Annotated in this window: 16 protein-coding genes and 1 pseudogene; 8 read left to right on the top strand and 9 right to left on the bottom strand. The window is 66.4% G+C overall.

Features of this window, described 5'->3' with window-relative positions:
• Positions 1–103: 103 nt before the first annotated feature.
• Positions 104–2743: a TonB-dependent siderophore receptor gene (locus tag CXB49_RS20125; protein WP_101710013.1), complete on the top strand. Its 2640-nt coding sequence runs from the start codon at positions 104–106 to the stop codon at positions 2741–2743.
• Between the two features lie 43 nt (positions 2744–2786).
• Here the strand turns inward: CXB49_RS20125 and CXB49_RS20120 are convergent, their stop codons facing one another.
• Positions 2787–3254, bottom strand: coding sequence for a GNAT family N-acetyltransferase (locus CXB49_RS20120; RefSeq protein WP_101710012.1), 468 nt, complete (start codon positions 3252–3254; stop codon positions 2787–2789).
• A 94-nt stretch (positions 3255–3348) separates the two neighbouring features.
• On the opposite strand from CXB49_RS20120, the gene parC reads away from it, so the two are divergent.
• From parC to CXB49_RS20105, 3 genes are read left to right on the top strand one after another with little or no spacing between them, the layout of a single operon-like run.
• The gene (gene parC, locus CXB49_RS20115) at positions 3349–5703 is read left to right on the top strand and encodes a DNA topoisomerase IV subunit A (RefSeq protein WP_101710011.1); all 2355 of its coding nucleotides are present in this window, start codon (positions 3349–3351) and stop codon (positions 5701–5703) included.
• Entirely contained in the window at positions 5703–7259 is a 1557-nt protein-coding gene (locus CXB49_RS20110) for a nitrogen regulation protein NR(II) (RefSeq protein WP_101710010.1), read from the top strand. Before parC ends, CXB49_RS20110 begins: the two co-directional genes overlap by 1 nt.
• The gene (locus CXB49_RS20105; protein ID WP_101710009.1) at positions 7252–8571 is read left to right on the top strand and encodes a sigma-54 dependent transcriptional regulator; all 1320 of its coding nucleotides are present in this window, start codon (positions 7252–7254) and stop codon (positions 8569–8571) included. Before CXB49_RS20110 ends, CXB49_RS20105 begins: the two co-directional genes overlap by 8 nt.
• Positions 8572–8919: 348 nt before the next feature.
• On the opposite strand, the gene CXB49_RS20100 is transcribed toward CXB49_RS20105, so the two are convergent.
• The 5 genes from CXB49_RS20100 to CXB49_RS23755 form a co-directional block, all read right to left on the bottom strand.
• Complete coding sequence (locus CXB49_RS20100) at positions 8920–10197, bottom strand: hypothetical protein (RefSeq protein ID WP_101710008.1); 1278 nt, start codon at positions 10195–10197, stop codon at positions 8920–8922.
• Between the two features lie 150 nt (positions 10198–10347).
• Positions 10348–10491, bottom strand: a complete 144-nt coding sequence (locus tag CXB49_RS23760; protein ID WP_158300966.1) for a hypothetical protein — start codon at positions 10489–10491, stop codon at positions 10348–10350.
• A gap of 254 nt (positions 10492–10745) precedes the next feature.
• Positions 10746–12047, bottom strand: coding sequence for a hypothetical protein (locus CXB49_RS20095; protein ID WP_101710007.1), 1302 nt, complete (start codon positions 12045–12047; stop codon positions 10746–10748).
• Between the two features lie 31 nt (positions 12048–12078).
• Positions 12079–13356, bottom strand: a complete 1278-nt coding sequence (locus tag CXB49_RS20090) for a cupin domain-containing protein (RefSeq protein ID WP_101710006.1) — start codon at positions 13354–13356, stop codon at positions 12079–12081.
• 109 nt (positions 13357–13465) lie between these two features.
• A complete protein-coding gene (locus tag CXB49_RS23755; protein WP_158300965.1) occupies positions 13466–13627 on the bottom strand; it encodes a hypothetical protein in 162 nt (53 codons plus the stop codon).
• Positions 13628–14127: 500 nt separating this feature from the next.
• Here CXB49_RS23755 and CXB49_RS20085 point away from each other — a divergent pair, with 500 nt between their 5' ends.
• From CXB49_RS20085 to CXB49_RS20070, 4 genes are all read left to right on the top strand, one after another.
• On the top strand, positions 14128–15378 hold the full coding sequence (locus CXB49_RS20085; protein WP_101710787.1) for an HlyD family secretion protein: 1251 nt from the start codon (positions 14128–14130) through the stop codon (positions 15376–15378).
• A 1-nt stretch (position 15379) separates the two neighbouring features.
• On the top strand, positions 15380–17536 hold the full coding sequence (locus tag CXB49_RS20080; protein WP_101710005.1) for a peptidase domain-containing ABC transporter: 2157 nt from the start codon (positions 15380–15382) through the stop codon (positions 17534–17536).
• Between the two features lie 219 nt (positions 17537–17755).
• The gene (locus CXB49_RS20075; RefSeq protein ID WP_101710004.1) at positions 17756–19417 is read left to right on the top strand and encodes a hypothetical protein; all 1662 of its coding nucleotides are present in this window, start codon (positions 17756–17758) and stop codon (positions 19415–19417) included.
• A 30-nt stretch (positions 19418–19447) separates the two neighbouring features.
• Positions 19448–20893: a S8 family peptidase gene (locus CXB49_RS20070; protein ID WP_101710003.1), complete on the top strand. Its 1446-nt coding sequence runs from the start codon at positions 19448–19450 to the stop codon at positions 20891–20893.
• Between the two features lie 60 nt (positions 20894–20953).
• Here CXB49_RS20070 and CXB49_RS20065 read toward each other — a convergent pair.
• The 3 genes and pseudogenes from CXB49_RS20065 to CXB49_RS20055 all read right to left on the bottom strand — a co-directional run bounded on the left by CXB49_RS20065 (position 20954) and on the right by CXB49_RS20055 (position 23567).
• Positions 20954–21338 (bottom strand): annotated as a pseudogene (locus tag CXB49_RS20065) (RES family NAD+ phosphorylase).
• Positions 21335–21799, bottom strand: a complete 465-nt coding sequence (locus CXB49_RS20060; protein ID WP_158300964.1) for an antitoxin Xre/MbcA/ParS toxin-binding domain-containing protein — start codon at positions 21797–21799, stop codon at positions 21335–21337. The pseudogene CXB49_RS20065 and the gene CXB49_RS20060 overlap by 4 nt, the downstream one beginning before the upstream one ends.
• An 82-nt stretch (positions 21800–21881) precedes the next feature.
• On the bottom strand, positions 21882–23567 hold the full coding sequence (locus tag CXB49_RS20055) for a nicotinate phosphoribosyltransferase (RefSeq protein ID WP_101710001.1): 1686 nt from the start codon (positions 23565–23567) through the stop codon (positions 21882–21884).
• Between the last annotated feature and the right edge of the window lie 6 nt (positions 23568–23573).

Raw genomic sequence — 23573 nt, 5'->3', positions numbered from 1 at the left:
ATGCCAACTTCATTACCCTGGCGCGTGTTTCAGAAAGATTACGACGCCGGAGCAGACTTGCGCCCATGCAGCGCGAGCATCGTGATGAACGAAGGGAAACAAGATGAGAATCACTGTCCTGGCCCAGGCGATCGCCGCCATCGGCCTGCTGGGGAGCGGCTGCGCGCACGCCGCCGATGGAAATGACAATCAACTGGAACGGGTGACCATCACCGGTTCCAACATCAAGCGAATCAATACGCAGGGCGCACTGCCGGTCGAGGTCCTGAAGAAAGAGGACATCGCCAAGACCGGGGCGTCGACGGTCATCCAGCTGCTGGATAACCTGACCGCGATCTCCAGCGTCACTTCCGGCACCAGCAGCACCAGCTTTGTGCCCGGCGCGGCCCATGCCAGCATGCGCGGCATGGACGCCAAATACACGCTGGTCCTGCTGAACGGTCGCCGTCTGGCCACCTATGCCCAGCTGGAAAGCGGCACTGACTCCTTCACCGACCTGAACACGCTGCCGCTGTCGGTCATCGAATCGGTCGAAATCCTGCGCGACGGCGCTTCTGCGATCTACGGTTCCGACGCGGTCGCTGGCGTGATCAACTTCAAGACCAAACGCAATTACCAGGGCGTGGACAGCTACGCCCGATACGGCCAGACCTCGGCCGGCGACGGCGCCGAGCAGGCGGCCGGCGTGTCGGCCGGCACCGGCGACTTGGACAAGGACGGCTACAACGCGCTGTTCTCGTTCGACGCCTACCATCGCGAGCCGGTGTTCTACAGCAAGCACGACGCGATCAAGAGCCGGGACTTCCGTCGCTACGGCGGCGACGACAACCGCTATCTGAGCACTTGGGGCGGCTGGCGCACCAGCCCGAAATCGCAGTACACCGCGATGCCTTACTGTCCGCTGCCGCTGGTGACCAAGTCCACCGGGCAGACCATCTGCCCGATCGACTATGACCGCGTCGACGCCCAGGTCTCGCCGCGCACCACCCGCTACGGCGTGCTGTCGGTGCTGACGAAGAAGCTGGACGCGGACAGCCAGGTCTACGCCGAGCTGGGCTTCAACCAGACCAAGACTTATCTGCAAGGCGGCAGCAACTTCCTCAACGCGATCACGCTGGCCCCGGGCGACGCCGCCTACCCGACCGACCAGAAGCTGATCAATGACCTTCTGAAGCAAAATCCCGGCTTCAAGCCCGGCGTCGACAACATCACGATCTATCGCGGCCTGAACGAAGGCTGGGGCCGCGATCGCGAGGCCACCAGCAACACCTACCACGCCGTGCTCGGTTATTCGACGACGCTGAAGGACTGGGATTTCGACGCGTCCGTCAACCTCAGCGGCAACAATGTCACCAACAATAACCAGGACTACCTGAGCTCGCTGGAGGATTCGCTGGGCACCGGCAATCCGAACGGCCCGACCTACAATCCGTTCCTCCACGGCAATCCGGCTTCCAGCCTGGCGCCGTACCAGGCCTACGACGTCAACAAGGCGTCCACCAGCCTGCAGGCCCTGGAATTGAAGGCGTCTAAGAGCGAGCTGTTCCAGCTGCCGGGCGGCGCCGCCGGCTTCGCCACCGGCATCCAGTGGTGGCGCGAGACCCTGGTCAGCACGCCGGACATGAACAGCCAGCAAGGCCTGGTGATGAACTCCGCGCCGCAGAGCTATCTGGACGCCAGCCACAGCATCTTCGCCGCCTACGGCGAATTCAACCTGCCGCTGGCCAAGAACCTGGAAGTGCAGCTGGCCTTGCGCGGCGACCATTACAGCGACTTCGGCAACACCATCAATCCGAAGGTCGCTTTCTCGTACCGGCCGATCAAGGAAGTGATGTTCCGCGGCTCGGCGACGTCCGGCTTCAAGGCGCCGTCGTTCACCCAGCTGAACCTGACCCGCACCGCCTACGGTTCGGTGAAGGATTACGACCAGTGCGCCCAGCAGGGCATTCCGGCCAACAAGTGCCCGGCCAGCAGCACCAAGATCGTCAGCGGCGGCAATCCGGGCCTGCAGCCGGAGACCAACGACAGCTTCAGCCTGGGCGTGGTATTGCAGCCGGTGAAGGATCTGTTCGCGTCGGTGGACTTCTATCGCATCAACCAGAAGAACGTCATCAACGCCGTCGACCTCGAGGACGTGGTCACCAATCCGGCCAAATACCCGGGCGCCATCGTCCGCAAGCCGGCCGGTCCCGGCGTGCTGGGCGATATCGACTACGTGAACACGCCGTATCAGAACGCCGGCGGCCTGAGCACTTCGGGCCTCGACATCGATCTGCGTTACGACTGGTCGCTGGGCAGCTACGGCAAGCTGAAGCTGGAAAACCAGCACAGCCACCTGTTGAGCTTCAAGGACCACAAGCTGGCTAGCGATCCCTGGCTGGAAGAGCTGGACTATGCCGCCCAGCCGCGCTGGAAGAACGTGTTCACCGCCGAATACAGCTATGACAAGTATTCGGTGGGCATGACCGCGCGCAGCTACGCCGGCTTCAAGAACCTGGAGACGGCGATTTCCCCGACCGGCTCGCTGCAGGGCAAGTCCGCGCGGATTCCGTCCTATACCGCCTTCGACGTGGACTTCACCATCTCTCCGCTGAAGAAGCTGAAGATAGGCGGCGGGGTGAAGAACGTCGGCAACCGTACGCCGCCGTACTTCACCAACACCTCGACGCCGGGCACCTTCTCCGGCAGCGACACCGACCTGTGGGGCCGCACCTACTATCTGAACGTCAACTACAAGTTCTGATAGCCGGGTCAGCAAAAGACAGCCGCCTTCCAGGCGGCTGTTTTCATTGCTGCCGCGCCCGCCTCATGTCCAGATGCAGTATCCCGCCGTCGTCGTACGGCTCGGACACCGGCTCGAAACCGAAGGACGCATACAGCGCGCTGGCGTCCAGCTGGGCCGACAGCATGATGGCCGCGTCCGGGAAGTGGGCCTGGCACTGCGCCACAGCCTGAGCCATCAGCGCCTTGCCCAGGCCCTGGCCGCGGGCTTCCGGCGCCACCACCACCCGGCCGACGGCGGCGGCGTCCGGGTATTTGTCGCCGGGCGCGATCAGCCGCGCGTAGGCCAGCAGCCGGCCGGCGTCGTCGCGGCCGGACAGATGCAGGCAATGGGTGTCGACACCGTCGACATCGCCGTAAATCGATTGCTGCTCCACGACGAAAACGCGGTCGCGCAGTTGCAATACCTGATACAGCGCATGCGGCTTGAAGCCGTCGAAACCGTGGCAGTGCCACGCTATCCTGTTTGCCATAGTAGAATTCCTCCATTCCGGTCGCGGTCGTCGGAGATGCTATACCATCGGCTGCAGCCGCGCGCCTCAATCCAGATCAAGACAGCAAGAAAACATGAACGATCACGATCTCTTCGCCCCGCCGGGCCCTGCCGGCGACCTCACGCCACCGCCGCCGTCGGCGCCGGACGCCGCCGCCGGCGACTGGATTCCGCTCGACCTCTACGCCGAGCGGGCCTACCTGGAATACGCGATGAGCGTGGTCAAGGGCCGCGCGCTGCCGGAAGTGGCCGACGGCCAGAAGCCGGTGCAGCGCCGCATCCTGTACGCGATGCGCGACATGGGCCTGGTCCATGGCGCCAAGCCGGTGAAGTCGGCGCGGGTGGTCGGCGAAATCCTGGGTAAGTATCACCCGCACGGCGACAGCTCGGCCTACGAGGCGCTGGTGCGGATGGCGCAGGACTTCACGCTGCGCTACCCGCTGATCGACGGCCAGGGCAACTTCGGCTCGCGCGACGGCGACGGCGCGGCGGCGATGCGTTACACCGAGGCGCGGTTGACTCCCATCGCCGAGTTGCTGCTGTCCGAGATCGACATGGGCACGGTGGACTTCGTGCCCAATTACGACGGCGCCTTCGAAGAGCCGTCGCTGCTGCCGGCCCGGTTGCCCATGGTGTTGCTGAACGGGGCTTCCGGCATCGCCGTGGGCCTGGCCACCGAAATCCCGCCGCACAATCTGACCGAGGTCGCCGCCGCCTGCGTGGCCTTGCTGGACGACCCCTCGCTCGACACCGACGGCCTGATGCGATACATCCCCGGGCCGGACTTCCCCGGCGGCGGCCAGATCATCACGCCGGCCGCCGACATCCGCGCCGCTTATGAAACCGGCAGGGGCAGCGTGCGGGTGCGCGCCAAATGGGAAGTGGACAAGCTGGCCCGCGGCCAGTGGCGCGCCATCGTCACCGAGCTGCCGCCCGGCTCGTCGGCGCAGAAGGTGCTGGCCGAGATCGAGGAGGCGACCAATCCGAAGCTGAAGGCCGGCAAGAAGCAGCTGTCGCAGGACCAGCAGAATCTGAAGAAGCTGATGCTGGACCTGCTGGACCGCGTCCGCGACGAGTCCGACAGCGAATGTCCGGTGCGGCTGGTGTTCGAACCGAAGTCCAGCCGCCAGGATCCTGATGAATTCATGAACACGCTGCTGGCGCAGACCAGCCTGGAAGGCAACGCCTCGCTGAACCTGGTGATGATAGGCCTGGACGGCCGCCCCGGGCAGAAGGGCCTGAAGCCCATCCTCACCGAGTGGATAGACTTCCGCCGCACGACGGTCACCCGCCGGCTGGCGCACCGCCTGTCCCAGGTCGACAAGCGCATCCACATTCTCGAAGGCCGGATGATCGCCTTCATCCACATCGACGAAGTGATACGCGTGATCCGCGAGTCGGACGAGCCGAAGCCGGACCTGATCAAGGCCTTCGGCCTGACCGAGATCCAGGCCGAGGACATCCTGGAAATCCGTCTGCGCCAGTTGGCGCGGCTGGAAGGCTTCAAGCTGGAAAAGGAGCTGTCCGAATTGCGCGAGGAGCGCGAGGGCCTGCGCCATATCCTGGATACGCCGAATGCGCTCACCAAGCTGATCCGCGACGAGATCCAGGCCGACGCCGCCAAGTATGGCGACAAGCGCCGCAGCGAGATCAAGGCCGCCGAGCGCGCGGTGCTGACCCAGACCACCGCCGACGAGCCGGTGACGCTGATCCTGTCGCAGAAGGGCTGGATCCGCGCCCGCGTCGGCCACAATCTGGAACTGGAAACGCTGAGCTTCAAGGACGGCGACGCGCTGGCGGCGACAGTGGAGACGCGCACCGTGTGGTCGGCCATCGTGCTCGATCATAACGGCCGCGCCTACACCATCGATCCGGCGACGGTGCCGACCGGCCGCGGCGACGGCGTGCCGGTGGCCAGCCTGGTGGACTTGCAGGATGGCGCCAAGCCGGCGCAGCTGATTTCCGGCCGCGACGAGGACCGCTTCGTCGTCGCCGGCAGCGGCGGCTACGGCTTCATCGCCAAGATCGGCGACATGGCCGGCCGGGTCAAGGCAGGCAAGGCCTTCATCACGCTGGACGCCGGCGAGACGGTGCTGGCGCCGGTGGCGGCGCCGCAGGGCGCCGGCCTGGACGGCCTGCAACTGGTGGCCGCCAGCGACAGCGGCCGGCTGCTGGCCTTCCCGGCGAACGAGCTGCGCGAACTGGCCAAGGGCCGCGGCCTGATGCTGATGGCGCTGGACGACGGCGCGCGCATGACGGCCATCGGCCTGGTGGCCGGAGCCAGGGCGCTGCTGTCCACCACCTCGGTGCGCGGCAAGACAGCCGACGAGAAGCTGCCGCTCGAGGAGTTCATCGGCAAGCGCGGCAAGAAGGGCAAGTTGATGCCCAAGAAATGGCTGGTCGGCGCGATCAGCGAGTTGCCGATGTGATGAGACCGACAGGCCAGCCGCAAGCCCTCTCGCCCCGCGCCGCGCTGTTGTTCGTCAACGGCTTCCGCGCCCTGCTGCTGCTGGTCCTGTTCCTGATGTCGCTGCTGTCCGGCAGCGACGGCCAGTCGTTGATCGCCGGCGGACCGCGCTTCTACCTGTGGTCCGTCGTCTATCTGGCGCTGGTGGCCGGCTGGTTCCTGCTGCGCGACGGCCGGCTGGGCCACACGCTGCAGCTGACGCTGGCTATCGCCGCCGACATCGCGATGATGGTGCTGCTGATGGCGATGAACGACGGTCTGCACGGCGGCTTCGGCCTGCTGCTGCTGCCCTATCTCGCCACCGCAGGTTTGCTGTCCTCGGGCCGCTACGCGCTGTTCTACGCCGCCATCGCCACGCTGACGCTGTTCGGCTACGCCGGCGTCGAATACCAGATGGGCGCCGCCCGCTCGTCAGACCTGTTCTACAGCGCGCTGCTGGCGATGGCCTGCTTCATGACCGCCATCGCCACCTGGCAGCTGGGGCGGATGGCGCGCGCGTCCGAGGCGCTGGCCGCGCGCCGCGGCGGCGAAATCGCCAACCTCAACCACCTGAACGAGCTGATCCTGCAAAGCCAGCGCGACGCCGTCGTCGTGCTGGACGAGGGCGGCCACCTGCGCCAGTTCAATCTGCAGGCCGAGCGCTACTTCAGCCGCCTGCAGCGCGGCCAGCTGTTGCCGGAGCTGCTGCCCCTGGTGCAGCGCTGGCGCGAAAACGGCTATCCGGCGCTGTCCACCTTCGTCGAGCACAGCGTGCGCGGCCGCCAGCTGGTGGGGCGACTGGTGCCGGTGCCGGTGCCGGACGGCGAGTTGCGCGGCGTGGTGCTGTTCATGCGCGACATGGCCGACATGGCCGAGGAGGCCAAGCGGATCAAGCTGGCGGCGCTGGGCAGGCTGACCGCCAACATCGCCCACGAGATCCGCAATCCGCTGGCCGCGATCAGCCACGCCGGCGACCTGCTGGCCGAGGACGAGGCCGATCCGGCGCGGCAGCGGCTGTTGCGCATCATGCTGGACAACAGCCGGCGCATCAACGGCCTGGTCGAGGACGTGCTGACGCTGGGCCGGCGCGACCGCGTCAAGCGCGAGTCCATCGAGCTGGCGCCGTTCCTGGTCCAGCTGCTGGAACACTTCACGATGGCGCAGCCGGAGGCGGCCGGCGCCATCCATTGCGAGTCGCCGGCCGGTTGCCGGCTGCTGTTCGACCGCGGCCACCTGACCCAGGTGCTGGGCAATCTGCTGGCCAACGCCTGGCGCCACGGCAGTCGGCGGCCCGGTTCGGTGCGGCTGCAGGCCGGCGTCGCCGAGGACTGCCTGATCCTGCGAGTGATCGACGACGGCCCCGGCGTGGCCGAGGCCGACCAGTCGCGCCTGTTCGAACCTTTCTTCACCACGGACAGCGCCGGCAGCGGGCTGGGCCTGTACATCGCGCGCGAGCTGGCCGAGGCCAACGACGCGCGGCTCGATTACAGCCCGCCTGGCGGCGTGTTCCGGCTGATCGGTCACCTGGCTTATGACTAAGACACCGTTGCGCGTACTGGTCGTCGACGACGAACCCGACATCCGCGAGCTGCTGGAACTGACGCTGGCCAAGATGGGCCTGGCGCCGGTGTGCGCCGGCAGCGTGGCCGAGGCGCGCAGCGCGCTGGCGGCCGGCGCCTTCGATCTGGCGCTGACTGATATGCGGCTGCCCGACGGCGAGGGGCTGGAGGTGGTGCGCCATATCGGCGAGGCCGGCCTGGACGTGCCCATCGCGGTGCTGACCGCCTACGGCAGCGCCGACAACGCGGTGCGGGCGATGAAGGCCGGCGCCTTCGATTATCTGCAAAAGCCGGTCAGCCTGGCGCAACTGCGCAGCCTGGTGAAGTCGGCGCTGCGGGTGGAGTCGCCGGCCCGGCCGGCGCCGCAGCCGCGGCTGTTGGGCGAATCGCCGGCGATACGGGACGTGTTGCGGCTGGTGGAGAAGCTGGCGCGCAGCCAGGCGGCGGTCTACATCAGCGGCGAGTCCGGCACCGGCAAGGAGCAGGCGGCGCGGCTGATCCACGAACTGGGGCCGCGCGCCGGCCGGCCTTTCGTCGCCGTCAACTGCGGCGCGATTCCGGAAAGCCTGATGGAGAGCGAGTTTTTCGGCTGCCGCAAGGGGGCCTTCACCGGCGCCGACGCCGACCGCGACGGCTTCTTCCAGCAGACCCAGGGCGGCACGCTGTTTCTCGACGAGGTGGCCGAGCTGCCGCTGGCGATGCAGGTCAAGCTGCTGCGCGCGATCCAGGAAAAGGCCGTGCGTCGGCTGGGCGCCAGCCAGGAGGAGGCGGTGGACGCGCGCATCATCTGCGCCACCCACCGGGACCTGGCGGCCGGGGTCGAGGACGGCGCCTTCCGCCAGGACCTGTACTACCGCCTGAATGTGCTGCCGCTGAAAATGCCGCCGCTGCGCGAGTTGCGCGACGACATTCCCTTGTTCGCCCAGCGGTTGCTGCGGCGCTACGCCGGCGGCGACGGCGCGCCGCAGCTGACGGCCGACGCCTTGAGAGCGTTGCAGGACTACGCCTATCCCGGCAACTTCCGCGAGCTGGAGAACATCCTGGAGCGGGCGGTGGCGCTGGCCTCCGGGCCGGTGCTGGGCCGCGGCGAGTTGCAACTGACGCCGCCGGCCGAGCACGCGCCGGAGCCGGGCAGCGCCGAGCCGCTGCAGGACTATCTGGACCGCGTCGAGCGCGAGGCCATCGTCAAGGCGCTGGACGCCACCCGCTACAACCGCACCCAGGCGGCCAAGCGGCTGGGCCTGACTTTCCGTTCGCTGAGGTACCGGATGGAGCGGCTGGGAGTGAAGTAGCGGTGCGTTGCTGGCGGCGACTTACAGGCGCTCTCAACGCAAGTCCTTGGACATTGGCGGACATTTGAACCGAAAATGCTTGCCACCCTTTCCCCCTTTGTTCGGAGGTCCCTCCACACAGGGAGCCGGCTCCAACTGCCCATTCTCAAAACGCCTTGAGAACAGGCGCTTAGAGCCTGTTTACGATCTTTTTGCGGCATCGACGGTATTCTGCCGGATGCAGGGCACGAAAAACGGCCCGCGGCAGTGTCGCTCACTGCAAGGGACGTTTGACAAAGCCATGCGCCGGCAGAAAACCGTCCCGAAGGGCTGGCCTGCGCTGCTCGTAAAAAGATCGTAAACAGGCTCTTAGAGCTTGGCCACGCCCCGGCAGCGGTACAACTCGTTCAACAGGTGCAGCCCGATGCGCGGTGGCCAGCTTGGATCCAGCAGCGCCAGCAGCGCGTCGACGCGGACGGCTTCGCCGCGGTTGATGCGTTCGATGAACGGGATCAGGCAGGCGAAATAGCGGAACTCGATCTTTTCGCAGCGGACGTAGAGATACATCTTCTCGGTGGCGATCGATTCGCGTATCAGTATCCGGTACGGGGCCTCCAGCCGGAGCAGGTCGCCGGGCTGAAAATCGGCCTTGTCGTCGTCGGCGCGCGGCATAGGCTTGTTGCGGTAGCCGCCGTTGCTGTGTATGCCGTAGCGCCAGTCCTGGTAGGCCGCCCTGAGCAGGTCGCCGTAATTCAGATGCTTGCATTCGTCGGTGACGGCGTATTTCCTGACGATGTCGTCCAGGCCGCTGGTGTCGTCCAGCGGGCGGTTGTCGTGATGGAAGTCCGGGGTTTTCTTGACCGGTATCTGCTTCAGCATCTGCTGGTGCAGGTTCTGCACCAACAGATCGTCGGTATGGCAGTAGGTCCAGATCGTGATGCCTATCGACAGCCCGTCCTGCTCGCCGAGGTGGTAGGTGCCTTCCGGCATGTAGTACAGATCGCCGGCGCTGAAGGAATAGGCGCGCGCGTAGGGTTTCAGCGCCTCGACGTCCTTCTTGGTCCAGTTCTTGTCCTTCAGCAGCGCCTCGTATTCGTCCTTGTCCCAGACATACATGGTCTTGTCGGCCGGGCCGACATGGAAATGCAGCACGCTTTCGCCGCGATCGTCCTGATGGATGCCGATCGGGGTCTGGTCGTAGTTGCCGATGAAGATCGTGGTCTGGACGCCGCCGCGCGGATGGCCGATCTCGGCGAAGAACGGCGCCAGCGAGCTGGCGACGTCGCTGGCCAGCGCTTCGTTGAATTTGTCGCTGTTGTTCAGGATGATGCCGAAGTTCCTGCCGTCGAATGCCCGCTGCGCCCAGGCTTCCAGCGTTTCATCGTCCTCCGGGACCTTTTTGAACAAGTCCTCCATGTCCGCCGGCCCCAACTGGCGGCCGTCGACGAACGCTCGATAGCCGTATTGGGTGGTTTTGACGGTGGCGAGTACCTCCAGCACCTTGCGGGTATAGAAGTCCAGCCGTTCCGCCGGGAACAGGTCCCTGATCACGATGGGCTGGCTCAGCGAATCGGTCCGGTCGATGAAGTCCCGCCACCAGGCGCGTCCGAAAGTGTCGCCATCTCTGGCGGTGATGCTTGTCGTCATGACCGTTCGTCCCGGGGGTATGGAAACGGGTTGTTCGATATCGCCGGCGGCGCGCGCGCCGGTAAAAATGCTGCGGCACAAGGCGCTTGTGCCGCAGCATGGCCACGGTGCCCGCTTGGACGCCGTGGCCGGTCGAGAAGCTCGCGGAGCTTACTCGGAGACGGTGACGGTAACCGTCACGGTAACCGTGACCTTGCCGCCGGATACGTCGGCTTCTTCCGCCGGGGTCAAAACCTTCATGCCGAGAAAGTCCTGGATGTCTTGTTCTTGAGCAAGCTGTTTTTCGTTGGTCATGGTTTTTCCTCTATGTGTGCGGGCTGAAAATACGGTCAGCCCTTGCCGTTGCCGCCCGAGGGCGGTCATTCCGTGTCGCTTGCTGCCGCGCTGGCAGCCGGCGTCCTGTCGCTTTGTTTTTGCTGATATGATCCGCAGCACTATTTGTCATAGGTAATACAGTAAAAAATGTCAAATAAATAATAAAAATAATCGCCGCATGCGCGGCGAGCCGAATGGGGTGGTCGGGAAGGACGGGATGGTCGTCGCGCCGCTCAGCGCGGCGTGACGGCGATGCCGCGGTAACGGTGCAGCAGGCCTAGCAGATAGCGGACCTTCTTCTCCGCCAGCGGATCGTCGACCATGGCGACGATGTCCTCGACGGCGAATTTGCCGCCGCCGTTCAGCCGGTCGACTATGGCTTCCAGCCCCGGGAAATTGCCGAGCGCGATCTTGGTGCCGCGCACATAGAGCGCCAGCCGGCCGGCCTCGTCGGCCGGGCGGCACAGCATCCGGTACGGCGCCTCGGCGACGACGCGGCTGTCCGGCCGCATCTCGGGCTTGTCCTCGCGCGGCACCGGGCTGTTGCGGTAGCCGGCGTTGCTGAACAGCGAGTAGCGCAGGTCGCGGTAGACGTCGCGCATCAGCGCGCGCAGATCGCCGCCGCCGGGCAGCGCCAGCAACGACAGCGCCGATTCGACGGTCGCGATGTCGTCCACCGGCCGCCGGTCGGCTTTCAGCATGCGCTCGGACGGGCGCAGGTGGGCTTCCCGGACGCGGTGCAGCAGCTCGCAGGCGAAATCGTGATCGGAGCGGTTGTAGAACCAGCAGGCGATGCCGATGGACAGCTCGTCCTGCATGCCCAGATGGAACATGTTTTCCGGCATGAAGTAGAGCTGGCCCGCGCCGAAGGCATGGTGCGCGGCGCTGGGCAGGTGGGGGGCGATATTCATGTTGTTGCAGCGCTTCTCGCCGGGCGCGGTGACGTAGTCGTCGTCGCGCCAGGTGTACATGGTCTTCGGCCCCGGTCCAAGGTGGAAATGGATCACGCTCTTGCCGGGCGAGTCCTTGTGTATGCCCAGCGGCGTCATGTCGTAGTTGCCGATGAACACCGTGAACAGAATGCCCTCGGTCGGCATGCCTATCATCTTCAGCGCCGGCTCCATTATGAGCGCGATCGCCTGGGACAGGCCGGGGCTGAACTTCTCGCCGCGGTTCAGGATGATGCCGAACTTGCGTTCGCCGAAGGCGCGGCCCACCCAGTCTTCCACCTCCTCGTGCGGCAGCGGATGCAGGGCGAAGTGCTCGTCGAGCTCGTCGACCTGCCGGCCGTCCAGCCACAGGCGGTAACCGTATTTCGCCTTGTGCGTCTGGCCTAGCTCGGCCAGGATGTCCAGCACCTGGCGGCGCATCAGGCGCGCCTGGCCGGCGTCCAGCGCGTCGGCGAAGACGCAGGGCCGGCTCATCTGCTCGCTGTGGGCGAGAAAATCGGTCCACCAGCCGGCGTCGAATTGCCGACGCAGGCGGGCCGGAGCGAGGGGATTCTCTATCGTGTCGCTCTCGCGGAAATGGTGCATGCCGGGCTCCCTGGCTGGGGTTGGCGAAGGCTCAGTTCGACGGCGGGTCGGTCTTGAGGACGCCGCGCCAGTGGAACAGCTCGTTCAGCAGATGCAGGCCCACCTTGGCCGGCCAGCGCGGGTCCAGCAGGCCCAGCAGTTCGGCGACGGCGCAGCTCCGGCCCTGGTTCAGCCGGTCCAGCATCGCGATCAGGCCGGGGTGGCGGTTCATTTCCAGCTTGTTGCCGCGCACGTAGACGGCCATCCGCCCCGGCATCGTTTCGCGCGTCAGGATGCGGTACGGCGTTTCCGCGCGCACCCAGTCGGCGGGCGTCAGGTTTTCCTCTTTTTCCCGCGGGAACGGCGGGCTGCGGTAGCCGGCGTTGCTGGCCAGGCAGTGGCGCCAGTCCAGGTAGGCCAGGCGCATCAGCTGGTCATAGTCCCGGCCTCGGTACTCCTCCGGCAGCCGGCGAGCGGAGAGAATCGGTTCCAGCGCGCCACCGTCGTCCGGCGGCGACGGGTCGTGGACGATGGCGTCGTCCGGCTCGCCGTCCAGCTGTTTGAGCAGGAAGGCGTGCAGGTTCTTGAACATCGCCTGGTTGCTGTGGGTGTATTGCCAGACGGTGATGCCGATCGACAACTCGTCCTGTGCGCCGATGTGGAAAGTGCCTTCCGGCATGAAAAACAGGTCACCGGCCTCGAAATGGAAAGTTCGGGCGTGCGGTTTCAGCGCGGCGAAGTCGCGTTTGGTGATCCCCTCCTCCTCGGTCAGCCGGCGGTAGCGTTCCGGCTCCCACAGATACATGGTCTTGGCGCCGGGGCCGACATGGAAGTGGATGACGTTTTCGCCGCGAAGGTCCTGGTGTATGCCCAGCGGCGTCTTGTCGTAATTGCCGATGAAGATGCTGAACTGGACGCCGTCCCGCGGCAGGCCGATTTTCTGGAACAGCGGCGCCAGCATCAGCGCGATCTCGCGCGAAAGCTCGTGATGGAATTTCTCTCCGGCATTGAGAATGATGCCGTACGGCGTGCCGGGAAACGCCCGCTCGCCCCATGCCTCCAGGCTTTCTCCAGCCTGGGGCGGGCAGTCGTAGAAGCGTTCCAGTTCGTCGCGGTTCAACAGCCGGCCGGCCGCGTATACGCGAAAACCGTAGGGGCTTTGCCGCAGGCCGGCCCGCGTGGCCAGCAACTCCAGCACCGCTTGCCGGAAGGCGGCGACCCGGCTCTCGTCGAGCGCGCCCTTGAACACGACCGGATTGTTCAGATGCCGGGATTCGTGCAGAAAACCATCCCACCATGCGTCGCTGAAGCTTGGGGTGTGCTTGTCCATCGAATGGATTCTCCGAAGTGGTCGCTGGGCGTGCGGCGAGCGATGAGGCACGCCCGGACTCCAGGCGGAGCCGGGCGCCTGATGCTGGCTCAGGGGCGGGAAGACCGGCCTAGCTCGGGTGAACGTGGACGTGGTCTTCGTCGGTGTGGACGGGCTCCAGCCCGCCGCTGACCGCGCTTTCTTCCAGCGGGGACAGGACGGTGATGCCGAGGATGTCGGCGATTTCCTGGTCGTCCTGTTCGACCTGTTCCACTTGCTTGTCGGTTTGCATTTTGCTTCTCCTTACGCTGGTGTGAGGGCCGTCGATTGGCGGCCCGGACGCGTCACCGGATGGAAGCTGCGCAGCCTGGTTGTGGCTGATTGATTGGACTGGATTGGATAATTCCATCGATGACAGTGCACTATTGGACGGTATCAATGGAGGAACAACTCGGATGACTACGAATCAGCCGTGGCGGCGGAATGGGGGCGGGTTGTCTGTATCCCGCAACAAGTCAGCGAGCCTTGCCCAGCTTGCCTGTCGTCGATGGCGTCGGCGGAAAGTGTCCGAAATGACGGCGCTTGAACTGTCCTAACAGACAGTGTGCCACGCAGACGATCGGCGATCGGAATTTAAAGAAGGAAAGAGGATGCATGGACGCGTGCCGGACCGGGATGCGCGCAAATGCATATGTCGCGACAGTTGCCACTTAAAATGACATTGGCTTTAATGGTAGATTGTCGAACCTCCGCATGCTGCGACGCGGCGTGTCCACCGAAGGCGCCCTATCCGTGTCACTTTTTCGTTCCGCCGCCCTGACCCATGCCTCCGACCGGCGCTATGGTCGCATCATGCTGCTGCGTCCGGCCAGCCTCGCCTGGCTGACCGGCGTTTTCGCGTTGATCGCCGTGGCCATCGTGCTGTTCTTCGTGCTGGCCAGCTATACCCGCAAGGCCCAGGTGTCGGGCGTGCTGCTGCCCAGCCAGGGGCTGATCCGGGTGCAGCCGTCGCAATCCGGCGTGGTGGCCGAGGTCAAGGTGCGCGAAGGCCAGCAGGTGCGGGCCGGCGACGTGCTGTTCGTGCTCGGCAACGAGCGCGAGAGCGCCACCCGCGGCGACGCCGGCCGCGAGATCACCGCGCTGCTGCAGTCGCGGCGCGACAGCCTGGCCGGCGACCAGGCGATGCTGCGGATGCAGGCCAGGCAGAAACAGGAGACGCTGCGGCGCAAGGCAGACGATCTGGCGGCCGAGCTGCAGCGGATGAACGAGCAGATCGGCCTGCAGCGGCGGCGCGTGGCGCTGGCCGAGGAAACGCTGCAGCGCAACCGCAAGCTGCTGGAGTCGCAGTTCATCTCCGCCGCCGCGTTGCAGGACAAGCAGGCCGAGGTGATAGACCAGCAGACCAAGCTGGCCGATCTGCAGCGCAACTGCGCCGCGGTACAGAGCGACCACGACGCGGCGCTGTCCGACCTGGGCGATCTGCAGTTGCAGGCCAAGCGCGACGAGGCGGCCGCGCAGCGCGGCATGGCGGAGCTGGAACAGGACCTGACCGAGAACGAGGCCAAGCGCAAGCTGCTGGTCAGGGCGTCGCAGGCCGGCATGGTCAGCGGCATCGCCGCCCAGGCCGGCCAGACCGTGTCGTCCGGCCAGACGCTGGCCAATCTGTCGCCGGCCGGCTCGCCGCTGGAGGCGGAGCTGTACGCGCCGTCGCGCGCCGCCGGCTTCGTCAAGCCGGGCATGGCGGTGTTGATCCGCTACCAGGCCTATCCGTATCAGAAGTTCGGCCAGTTCAAGGGCACGGTGCGCGAGGTGTCGCGCAGCGCGCTGCGGCCGGAGGAGTTGTATCTGCCCGGAGGCCAGGGTGGTTCCGGCGAGCAGATGTACCGGGTCAGGGTGAGGCTGGAGCGCCAGAACGTCACCACCTACGGCCAGACGCAGTCGTTGAAGGCGGGCATGGCGCTGGACGCCAGCGTGCTGCTGGAAAAACGCAAATTGTACGAGTGGGTGCTGGAGCCGCTCTACAGCATCAGCGGAAAGGCATGAGATGAGCCATCAGCAACCGATGCTGCAATTCTGGGGCCGGCGCAGGCTGCCGCTGCTGCTGCAGACCGAGGCCGCCGAATGCGGCCTGGCCAGCCTGGCCATGGTGGCCGGCTATTGGGGCCATCACATCGATCTGGCCAATATGCGCCGCCGCTTCTCGGTATCGCTGAAAGGCTCGACGCTGAAGAGCCTGATCGCGATGGCCCAGGGCCTGGGCCTGGCGTCGCGGCCGCTGAAGCTGGACCTGCAGCATCTGCCGCAGCTGAAACTGCCCTGCGTGCTGCACTGGGACATGAACCACTTCGTCGTGTTGAAGCAGGTGGCCGCCCGCCACATCGTCATTCACGATCCGGCGATAGGCGAGCGCCGGCTGACGATGGACGAGGCGTCCAAGCATTTCACCGGCGTGGCGCTGGAGCTGTCGCCGGACGCGTCTTTCCAGCAGGCCAAGGAGAAGCTGGAGTTCAGCCTGCTGTCGCTGATGGGGAGGGTGGAGGGCCTGGGGAACGGGTTGGGACAGCTGCTGCTGCTGGGCATCGCGCTGCAGGTGTGCGCACTGGCGGCGCCGTTCTATCTGCAATGGGTGGTCGACGAGGCGCTGGTGGCGGCCGACCGCAACCTGATCACCGTGCTCGGCATAGGCTTCCTGCTCTTGGTGTTGCTGCAGACCCTGATAGGCGCGGTGCGCTCCTGGGCGACGACGGCGCTGGCCACCAGCCTGAATTTCCAGTGGCTGGGCAATGCCTTCGCCCATCTGATGCGCTTGCCGCTGCCGTGGTTCGAAAAGCGCCACCTCGGCGACATCGTGTCGCGCTTCGGTTCGATCCAGACCATGCAGCGTAGTCTGACCACCCAGTTCGTCGAGGGGGTGATAGACGGCTTGCTGGTGATCGCCACGCTGGTGGTGATGCTGCTGTACAGCCCGTCGCTGGCGGCGATCAGCCTGGTGGCGGTGGCCCTGTACTCGCTGCTGCGCTGGAGCGTGTTCCGTTCCTTGCGCGAGGCGACCGCCGAGCAGATCATCCACGCCTCGCGGCAGAACACCCATTTCATCGAGTCGGCGCGCGGCGCGCAGAGCGTGCGGCTGTTCGGTCGGCAGGAGGAGCGGCGCATAGGCTGGATGAACGCGCTGGCCGAGCAGTTCAACGCCGATCTGCGCATCGCCCGGTTGAACCTGTCGTTCCAGACCGCCAACACGCTGCTGTTCGGCGCCGAACGGGTGATCGTGGTGTGGCTGGCGGCGCTGGCGGTGATGGACAACCGCTTTTCGGTCGGCATGTTGTTCGCCTTTCTCAGCTACAAGGACCAGTTCAGCCAGCGCATCGCCGCGCTGATAGACAAGCTGTTCGAACTGAGGATGCTGAGGCTGCACGGCGAGCGGGTGGCCGACATCGTGCTGACCGCGGCGGAGCCGGAGCTCAGCGACGTCGAGATCGACCCGGCTCACATCCAGCCGGCGATCGAGGTGCGCAATCTGTCCTTCCGCTACTCCGACGGCGAACCCTATGTGCTGAAGGAGCTCAATCTGGCGATTCCGGCCGGCCAGTGCCTGGCCGTCACCGGCACCTCCGGCTGCGGCAAGACCACGCTGCTGAAACTGATCCTGGGCCTGATGGAGCCGACCGAGGGCGAGATCCTGATCGGCGGCGTGCCGCTCCGGCAGCTGGGGCTGACCAACTACCGCAGGCTGCTGGGCACGGTGATGCAGGACGATCATCTGTTCTCCGGCTCCATTTCCGACAATATCTGCTTCTTCGATCCGCAGCCGGATTCGGCGCGGGTGCAGGAGTGCGCCAAGCTGGCCGCCATCCACGACGAAATCATGGCGATGCCGATGAACTACAACACCCTGGTCGGCGACATCGGCTCCGGGCTGTCCGGCGGCCAGAAGCAGCGCGTGCTGTTGGCGCGGGCGCTGTACAAGCAGCCGAGGCTGCTGGTGCTGGACGAGGCCACCAGTCATCTGGACGTGTGGAACGAGAAGCTGGTCAACGCCGCGGTGCGCGACATCGAGATGACGCGCATCCTGGTGGCGCACCGGCCGGAAACCATCGCGATGGCGGAACGGGTGGTGGTGCTGGAGCAGGGCAGGATCGTGCAGGATCAGGCCGGGATCGGCGTCAATGAGCGGCAGGAGTCGTGGATGTCGAAGACATGAGCCATTAAAGCGCGATCGGCCTGCAACATCATGCCGTTTTCCGTTTTAGAAGATGACGGTAAATAATTGGCAAATTGTTGCAAAAATACACAGATGGCATGCGTTGTCGCTAAATACTTTTCTCTTTTGTTTCCGCACTGTTAAATTTTGTTTTCATGCCGAATGCATGAATAACAAACATAAACAACAGCAGTGCTACAAGAGAGAAAAGGAAACGTGATGATCAGGAAGTATTCGCCCCGGCACGCCGGCGCATTGGCGCTGAGTCTGGGGCTGGCGGGCGCGCTCGCCGGATGCGGAGGAGGAGGCGGCTCCTCCAGTGACAACGCCGGCGCCAGCAACTTCGCCGGCGCCTCCCTGTCGGTGGACGTGTACGGCGCCCGCGGCGGCACGTTGACGGCAGTCAGCGGCAACTGCCCGAACAATCTGGCCGTCGGCTGGAGCAGCCCCGGTCATGTCGGCCCCTTGCGCGGCGCCAGCATCGACGACCCGGATCCGACCACTCCGCTGACCGTCAGCGCCAGCTGCGGCAACCTCAGCACCATGGTGACGCTGGCCGCGCAGAACGTGTTCGCCGCGCCGTCGGTGTTCGCCGTCGCCAAGTCCGACGGCACGCTGGCGGTATGGGGCAGCAGCCGGCTGGGCGGCGATACCTCGGCGCTGCAGACGCAGCCGCGCAATGTGGTCAAGGTGGTCGGCGGCGAGCGCGCCTGGGCCGCGCTGCAGGCCGACGGCACCGTGGTGACCTGGGGCCGCGCCGGCTCCGGCGGCAGTTACGCCGGCACGCCGGGCGCCGGCAGCGCCGACAGCACGGCGCCGGTGGCGCCGCTGAGCAAGGTGCGCAATATCTGGGCGCTGAAGCGCGGCTTCGTGGCGCTGAACGGCGACGGCAGCGCCACCGCCTGGGGCAATCTGGAGAAGACTTTCGACGGCAACGGCGGCAGCGCCTCGGTGTCGTCGTATTTCACGCCGACGACGCTGGCGCAGTTCAGCGACGTGGTCGACGTCAGCTATTCCGAAGGCGCGGCGGCCGCGCTGAAGCGCGACGGCACTGTGTTCGCCTGGGGCGACGAGGTTTCCGGCGGTGATGTTTCGCCGGTGGCGGCCCAGCTGCGCGATGTGGTGAAAATCTATTCCACCGACTACAGCTTCACCGCCCTGCGCAAGGACGGCAGCCTGGTGAGCTGGGGGCTGGACTGGGACAGCGACGACCTCTACACCGCCACCCAGACCATGCCGCAGGCCAATCTGTCGCTGCTCAGCAACCGCAATGTGATCGCCGCGCTGAGCCAGACCGGCGTGGTGTCGACGATAGGCGGCGTCATGTTCGACCGCGGCGCCGATCTGAGCGGCTTCGCCGGCGGGCTGAACAATGTGGCCAAGGTGTTTGCCAGCAAGACCGCCTTCGCCGCGCTGAGGCGCGACGGCACCGTGGTCAGCTGGGGCGACGCCCAGCGCAACAATGTGGCCAGCGTGCAGGCGCAGCTGAATAATGTGCTGACCGTGGCCAGCACCGAGACGGCCTTCGCCGCGCTGAGAAGCGACGGCACCGTGGTCAGCTGGGGCGACGAGACCCGCGGCGGCGACAGCTCGGCGGTGCAGCCGCAGCTGAACAATGTGGTGGCCCTGTTCTCCAACGACTATGCCTTCGCCGCGCTGAAGCGGGACGGCACCGTGGTCAGCTGGGGCGCGGCGGTTCACGGCGGCGACAGCTCGGCGGCGCAGCCCAAGCTGCGCAACATCCGCGCGATCTACGCCACCGCGCTCGGCGGCTTCCTGGCGGTGGCCAAGGACGGCAGCTTCGTCAACTGGGGCAGCCCGTCCGCCGGCGGGGGCCCGGTTCCGGCCGGCCTGACCGTGATCCCGTATCTGAAACGCTGAGCGCCGCGTCGCGAGCAGAAGGAGTTTTTCGTGAAGATTCATCATCTGATTTCCGGCCTGCTGTTGACGGGCCTGGGCGCGGGCGCGGTTCAAGCGGCCCCGGGCGGGCCCGAGGTGGCCGGCATCATCGTCAAGTACAAGCAGAATTCGCAGGGCTTGCTGGCCCGCCAGGCCGCCAGCCTGCCGCGCGGGCAGGCGTTGCCGGCCCGTCCGGGCGATTTCGCGTTGCGCACCCGCCAGTTGCAGCAGATCACCGGCCTGCCGCTGCAATTCCATCACCAGATGGGCACCGGCGCTTATGTGTTCAACAGCGGCCAGCCGCTGACGCCAGCGGAGGCGCGGACGCTGTCCCGCCGCATCCAGCAGCAGGATCCGACGGTGGAGTACGCCGAGCCCAACTTCATCAAGCAGGCCAATTTCGCGCCGGCCAGCCCGCTGTTCGCCGCCCAGCAATGGGATATGCAGGACAAGGCCAGCCAGCCCGGCTCGCTGAATCTGCCGGCGGCCTGGGACATCACCCAGGGCCAGGGCGTGACGGTGGCGGTGCTGGACACCGGCTACCGTCCGCACAAGGACCTGGTGGCCAATCTGCTGCAGCCCGGCTACAACTTCGTGTCCAATCCGGCCTCGGCCCGCCTGGCGGTGGGACCGGACGGCAAGACCGCGCGCCAGGCCAATGCGCAGGATCAGGGCGACTGGGCGGCGGCCGGCGATTGCCGCGCCGGCTCGCCGGCGTCCGACAGCACCTGGCACGGCACGCACGTGGCCGGCACCATCGCCGCGGCCGGCGGCGGCGGCCAGGGCCTGACCGGCGTGGCGCCGCAGGCCAAGCTGCTGCCGCTGCGGGTGCTGGGCCGCTGCGGCGGCAACGACGCCGACATCGCCGACGCGATGCTGTGGGCGGTGGGCGGCACCGTGCCCGGCCTGCCGGCCAACGCGACGCCGGCGCGCATCATCAGCATGTCGCTGGGCGGCAGCCAGCCGTGCACGCGGACCTACCGCGAGGTGATACAGCAGGTGGCCGCGCGCAACGGCATCGTCGTGGTGGCGGCCGGCAACGCGATGCGCAACACCCGCGACTTCGCTCCGGCCAGTTGCCCGGGCGTGATCACCGTGGCGGCCAACGGCATGAACGGCGGCATCGCCTCGTATTCCAACTATGGGGCGATGGTGGCGGTGACGGCGCCGGGCGGCGATTTCATCGGCGCCGATCCGGGCATCATCTCGACGCTGAACGACGGCAAGACCGCGCCGGGCAACGACATCTACGCGCCGGATCGCGGCACCTCGATGGCCACGCCGCACGTCGCCGGCCTGGTGGCGTTGATGCTGTCGGTCAATCCCGCGCTGGACTGGAAGGCTGTCCGCAAGCTGCTGATCCAGACGTCGCGGCCGGCGGCGACCGACTGCGAAGGCTGCTCGGCCGGCCTGGTGGACGCGGCCGCGGCGGTGAAGGCGGCGCAGAACTACCACTGACGCGGAACCCGCGCGAACGAACCGGCCCTCGAGGCCGGTTTTTTTATATGGGGAAGGACGTCAGACCGGGCGTAGCCGGCCGTCCAGCGGCGCGGCGATCACCTCGACGATGCGGCAACGCGCGGCGTCCGGATGCTGCGGGTTCAGCAGCAGGTTCCAGCCGTCCACCGCCAGCGCGCTCGGCACCTTGAGCAGCGCGCCAGTCGTCCGGCAAGGCGACCGGATCCAGCGCCAGGATGGCCTCGTCCGGCAGTTCCACCTTCAATAACTGAAAGCTGGCCGGCAGCACGCGCAACTCGCTGTGGACCAGCATTTCCAGCATCGCGCTGGCGGCATGGTCGGCCAGGTAGACGACGGGGCGGCCGGCGTGGTGCCAGCGGCCGTCGGCGCGCAGCCCGCCCAGGCCGTTGAGGTCAGCGTAGTTGCTGATGCGCCAGCCGATCACGCGACATAGCCTTCGTCGATCTGGATCAGCAGGTTTTCCACCAGCCGCGCGCCCTGCTCGGTCTGCGCCACTTCCAGCGGACTGGCGTTGTCGAAGCGGCGCAGCGGCTGCCGCAGCCAGCCGGTGGCTTCCTCGCCCAGCGCCTGCTGCGCCAGCGCCAGCAGGCTGGCCACCCGCACGCCGCGCTCGGACTCGTCGCGGCTCAGCCGCTCCTGCTTCTTGATGCGGTGGGACAGCGTGCGCGCCGGGATGACGAATTCCAGCTCCTTGCGGGTCAGACCTTCGCTGATCAGGCATTCGATCAGATCGGGATTCGCCCCGTCGGCCACATAGCGCGCCAGTTCCAGGTCGGAGTGCACCGGCTGGCCGATCAGCCGCGACAGCCGGGCGAGGCGCAGCGCCGGCGCGCGCGGTTGTTCCGACAGCGGGCCGGCGTCGGGTTTGAACAGGGCTTGGGACATGATGGCCTCCATCGGCGTTTGCCTGTTCAGTATCGGCATTTTGCTTAAATGAAACAAGCCCGCCGGGCGGCGGGCAGGGTGGCTACGCGGTCCAGTCCAGGCTGCCCGGCGTCGGGCAGGTCCACGAGGCCTGCAGCCGCTGGCGGATTTCGGCCAGCGATTGCTTGATCAGCAGCTCGCCGTCGCGGAACACCGGCCGCAGTGCGCCGCCGTCGGCCTCGGCCGGCGTCTGTTGCTGGTACAGGACGTAGCGGCCGCCCTCCTCCTCCACCCGCAGCAGGCCGCGCGCCGATTTCTTGGTGCCGTCGTCGGTGGCCGGGTCCTTGTAGATGTCGACGGCCTCGCCGTCCACTTCGGCGTAGATCGCCTTCAGCGCGTAGCCGAAGGTGTCGCGGGAATTCATGCCGTAGACGAAGCTGCCGATGCCGAACACCACATTGCAGGAGGCGTAGCCCTTGTCGGCCAGCCGCAGCAGGATGTCGCGGGCGCGCGGCAGGGTGATGGAATCGCCGTAGATCAGGCCGACATGGCTGTCCAGCACGCGGTAGCCGCGCTCGGTGACGGTGCCGCCGAAGATGTCCCACAGGCACTCCACCGCGCCCTTGCGCTCGGCCTCGCCGATAGGGCGGCCATCGTCGCGCGCGGTGCAGTTGCCGGCCGCGTCGAACAGCAGTTCGTCGTCGCGGTAGCCGGTGAGGATCTTCACAGGGTCGCCGGAGTCCGGGCGGAACACCACCTTGGCGTTGCCCAGCGCGTCCGGGCGGCGGGCCAGAATGTCCTCTTTCAGCTCGCGGGCGATCACGGTGACCACGTTCCAGAAATCGAAGGTGTCGCTGACGATGGACACCATGCCCGTCGGGTAGTCGCGGCCGACGAATTCGCGCACCACCTCGCGCTCGGCCAGTCGGCGCAGCGCCTTGTCGTCGAGGCCGCTGTGCGCCGGCATCCGCGCCAGCCGCTGCAGGGTCAACAGGATGCGCAGCGCCATCACGCTGTGTTCGGACGCCGGGATGGAGCCGCCGACCAGTTCGCGGTCGGCGTCGGCGCCGTAGTGGTCTTCCAGATAGTCCAGCGCCGGGATGGTGTCGGTGCCGGTGAAGGACAGCAGGTGGCCGGCGCCGCAGCGCATCGCGTCGTGCACGCCGCTCATGCCGCGCATCGAGAAATCGTGGCCCTGCCAGCCGACGAAGTCCTGCGGCGCGCCGGTCAGCGCGGCGAAGTAAGTCAGCAACTTGCGGAATTCGAAGGCGATGGTGGCCACGGTGGACGGTTTCCAGCTCTCGCAGCTGAACAGCGTTTCAAAGTAGGTGGCCACCCAGGGGAAGTCCGGATGGGTATTGGAGAAGGTGACCGGCGGCACCTTGATGTCCACCCGCGCGCCTTCCGGCAGCGAGCGGATTTCCAGCGGCAGGTGGCCCAGATCGTGCAGCGCCTCCAGTCGGCCGCCGTCCACCGCGCCGGCGCCGAGCGCCGTGTCCATCCGGCGCTGGTAGCGGCGCACCGCGTCCGCTTTCGGGCGCTGGAAGAACTCGCGGTTGAACAGGTCGATCAAGTATTCCTCGATGAAGCCCTGCAGGCCGAACCACACCACCTTGTCGTCGAACAGCTGCGGCAGCACCGGGGCGTACTTGGCCGAGCGCGGCGTGAAGTTGGCCACCAGCCGGGTGGTTTCGCGCGGATACATCGCCGGGTGGCCAGTCTTGTAGAAGTCGGCCAGATTGAACGGGACCAGCTGGTTTTTATTTTCGGCGGTTTTCGGGGCGGTCATCATGAT

It is taken from the genome of Chromobacterium sp. ATCC 53434, assembly GCF_002848345.1.
Taxonomy (GTDB): Bacteria; Pseudomonadota; Gammaproteobacteria; order Burkholderiales; family Chromobacteriaceae; genus Chromobacterium.
The sequence above is the reverse complement of the archived record's forward strand: the minus strand, read 5'-3'. Positions and strand labels throughout refer to the sequence as shown.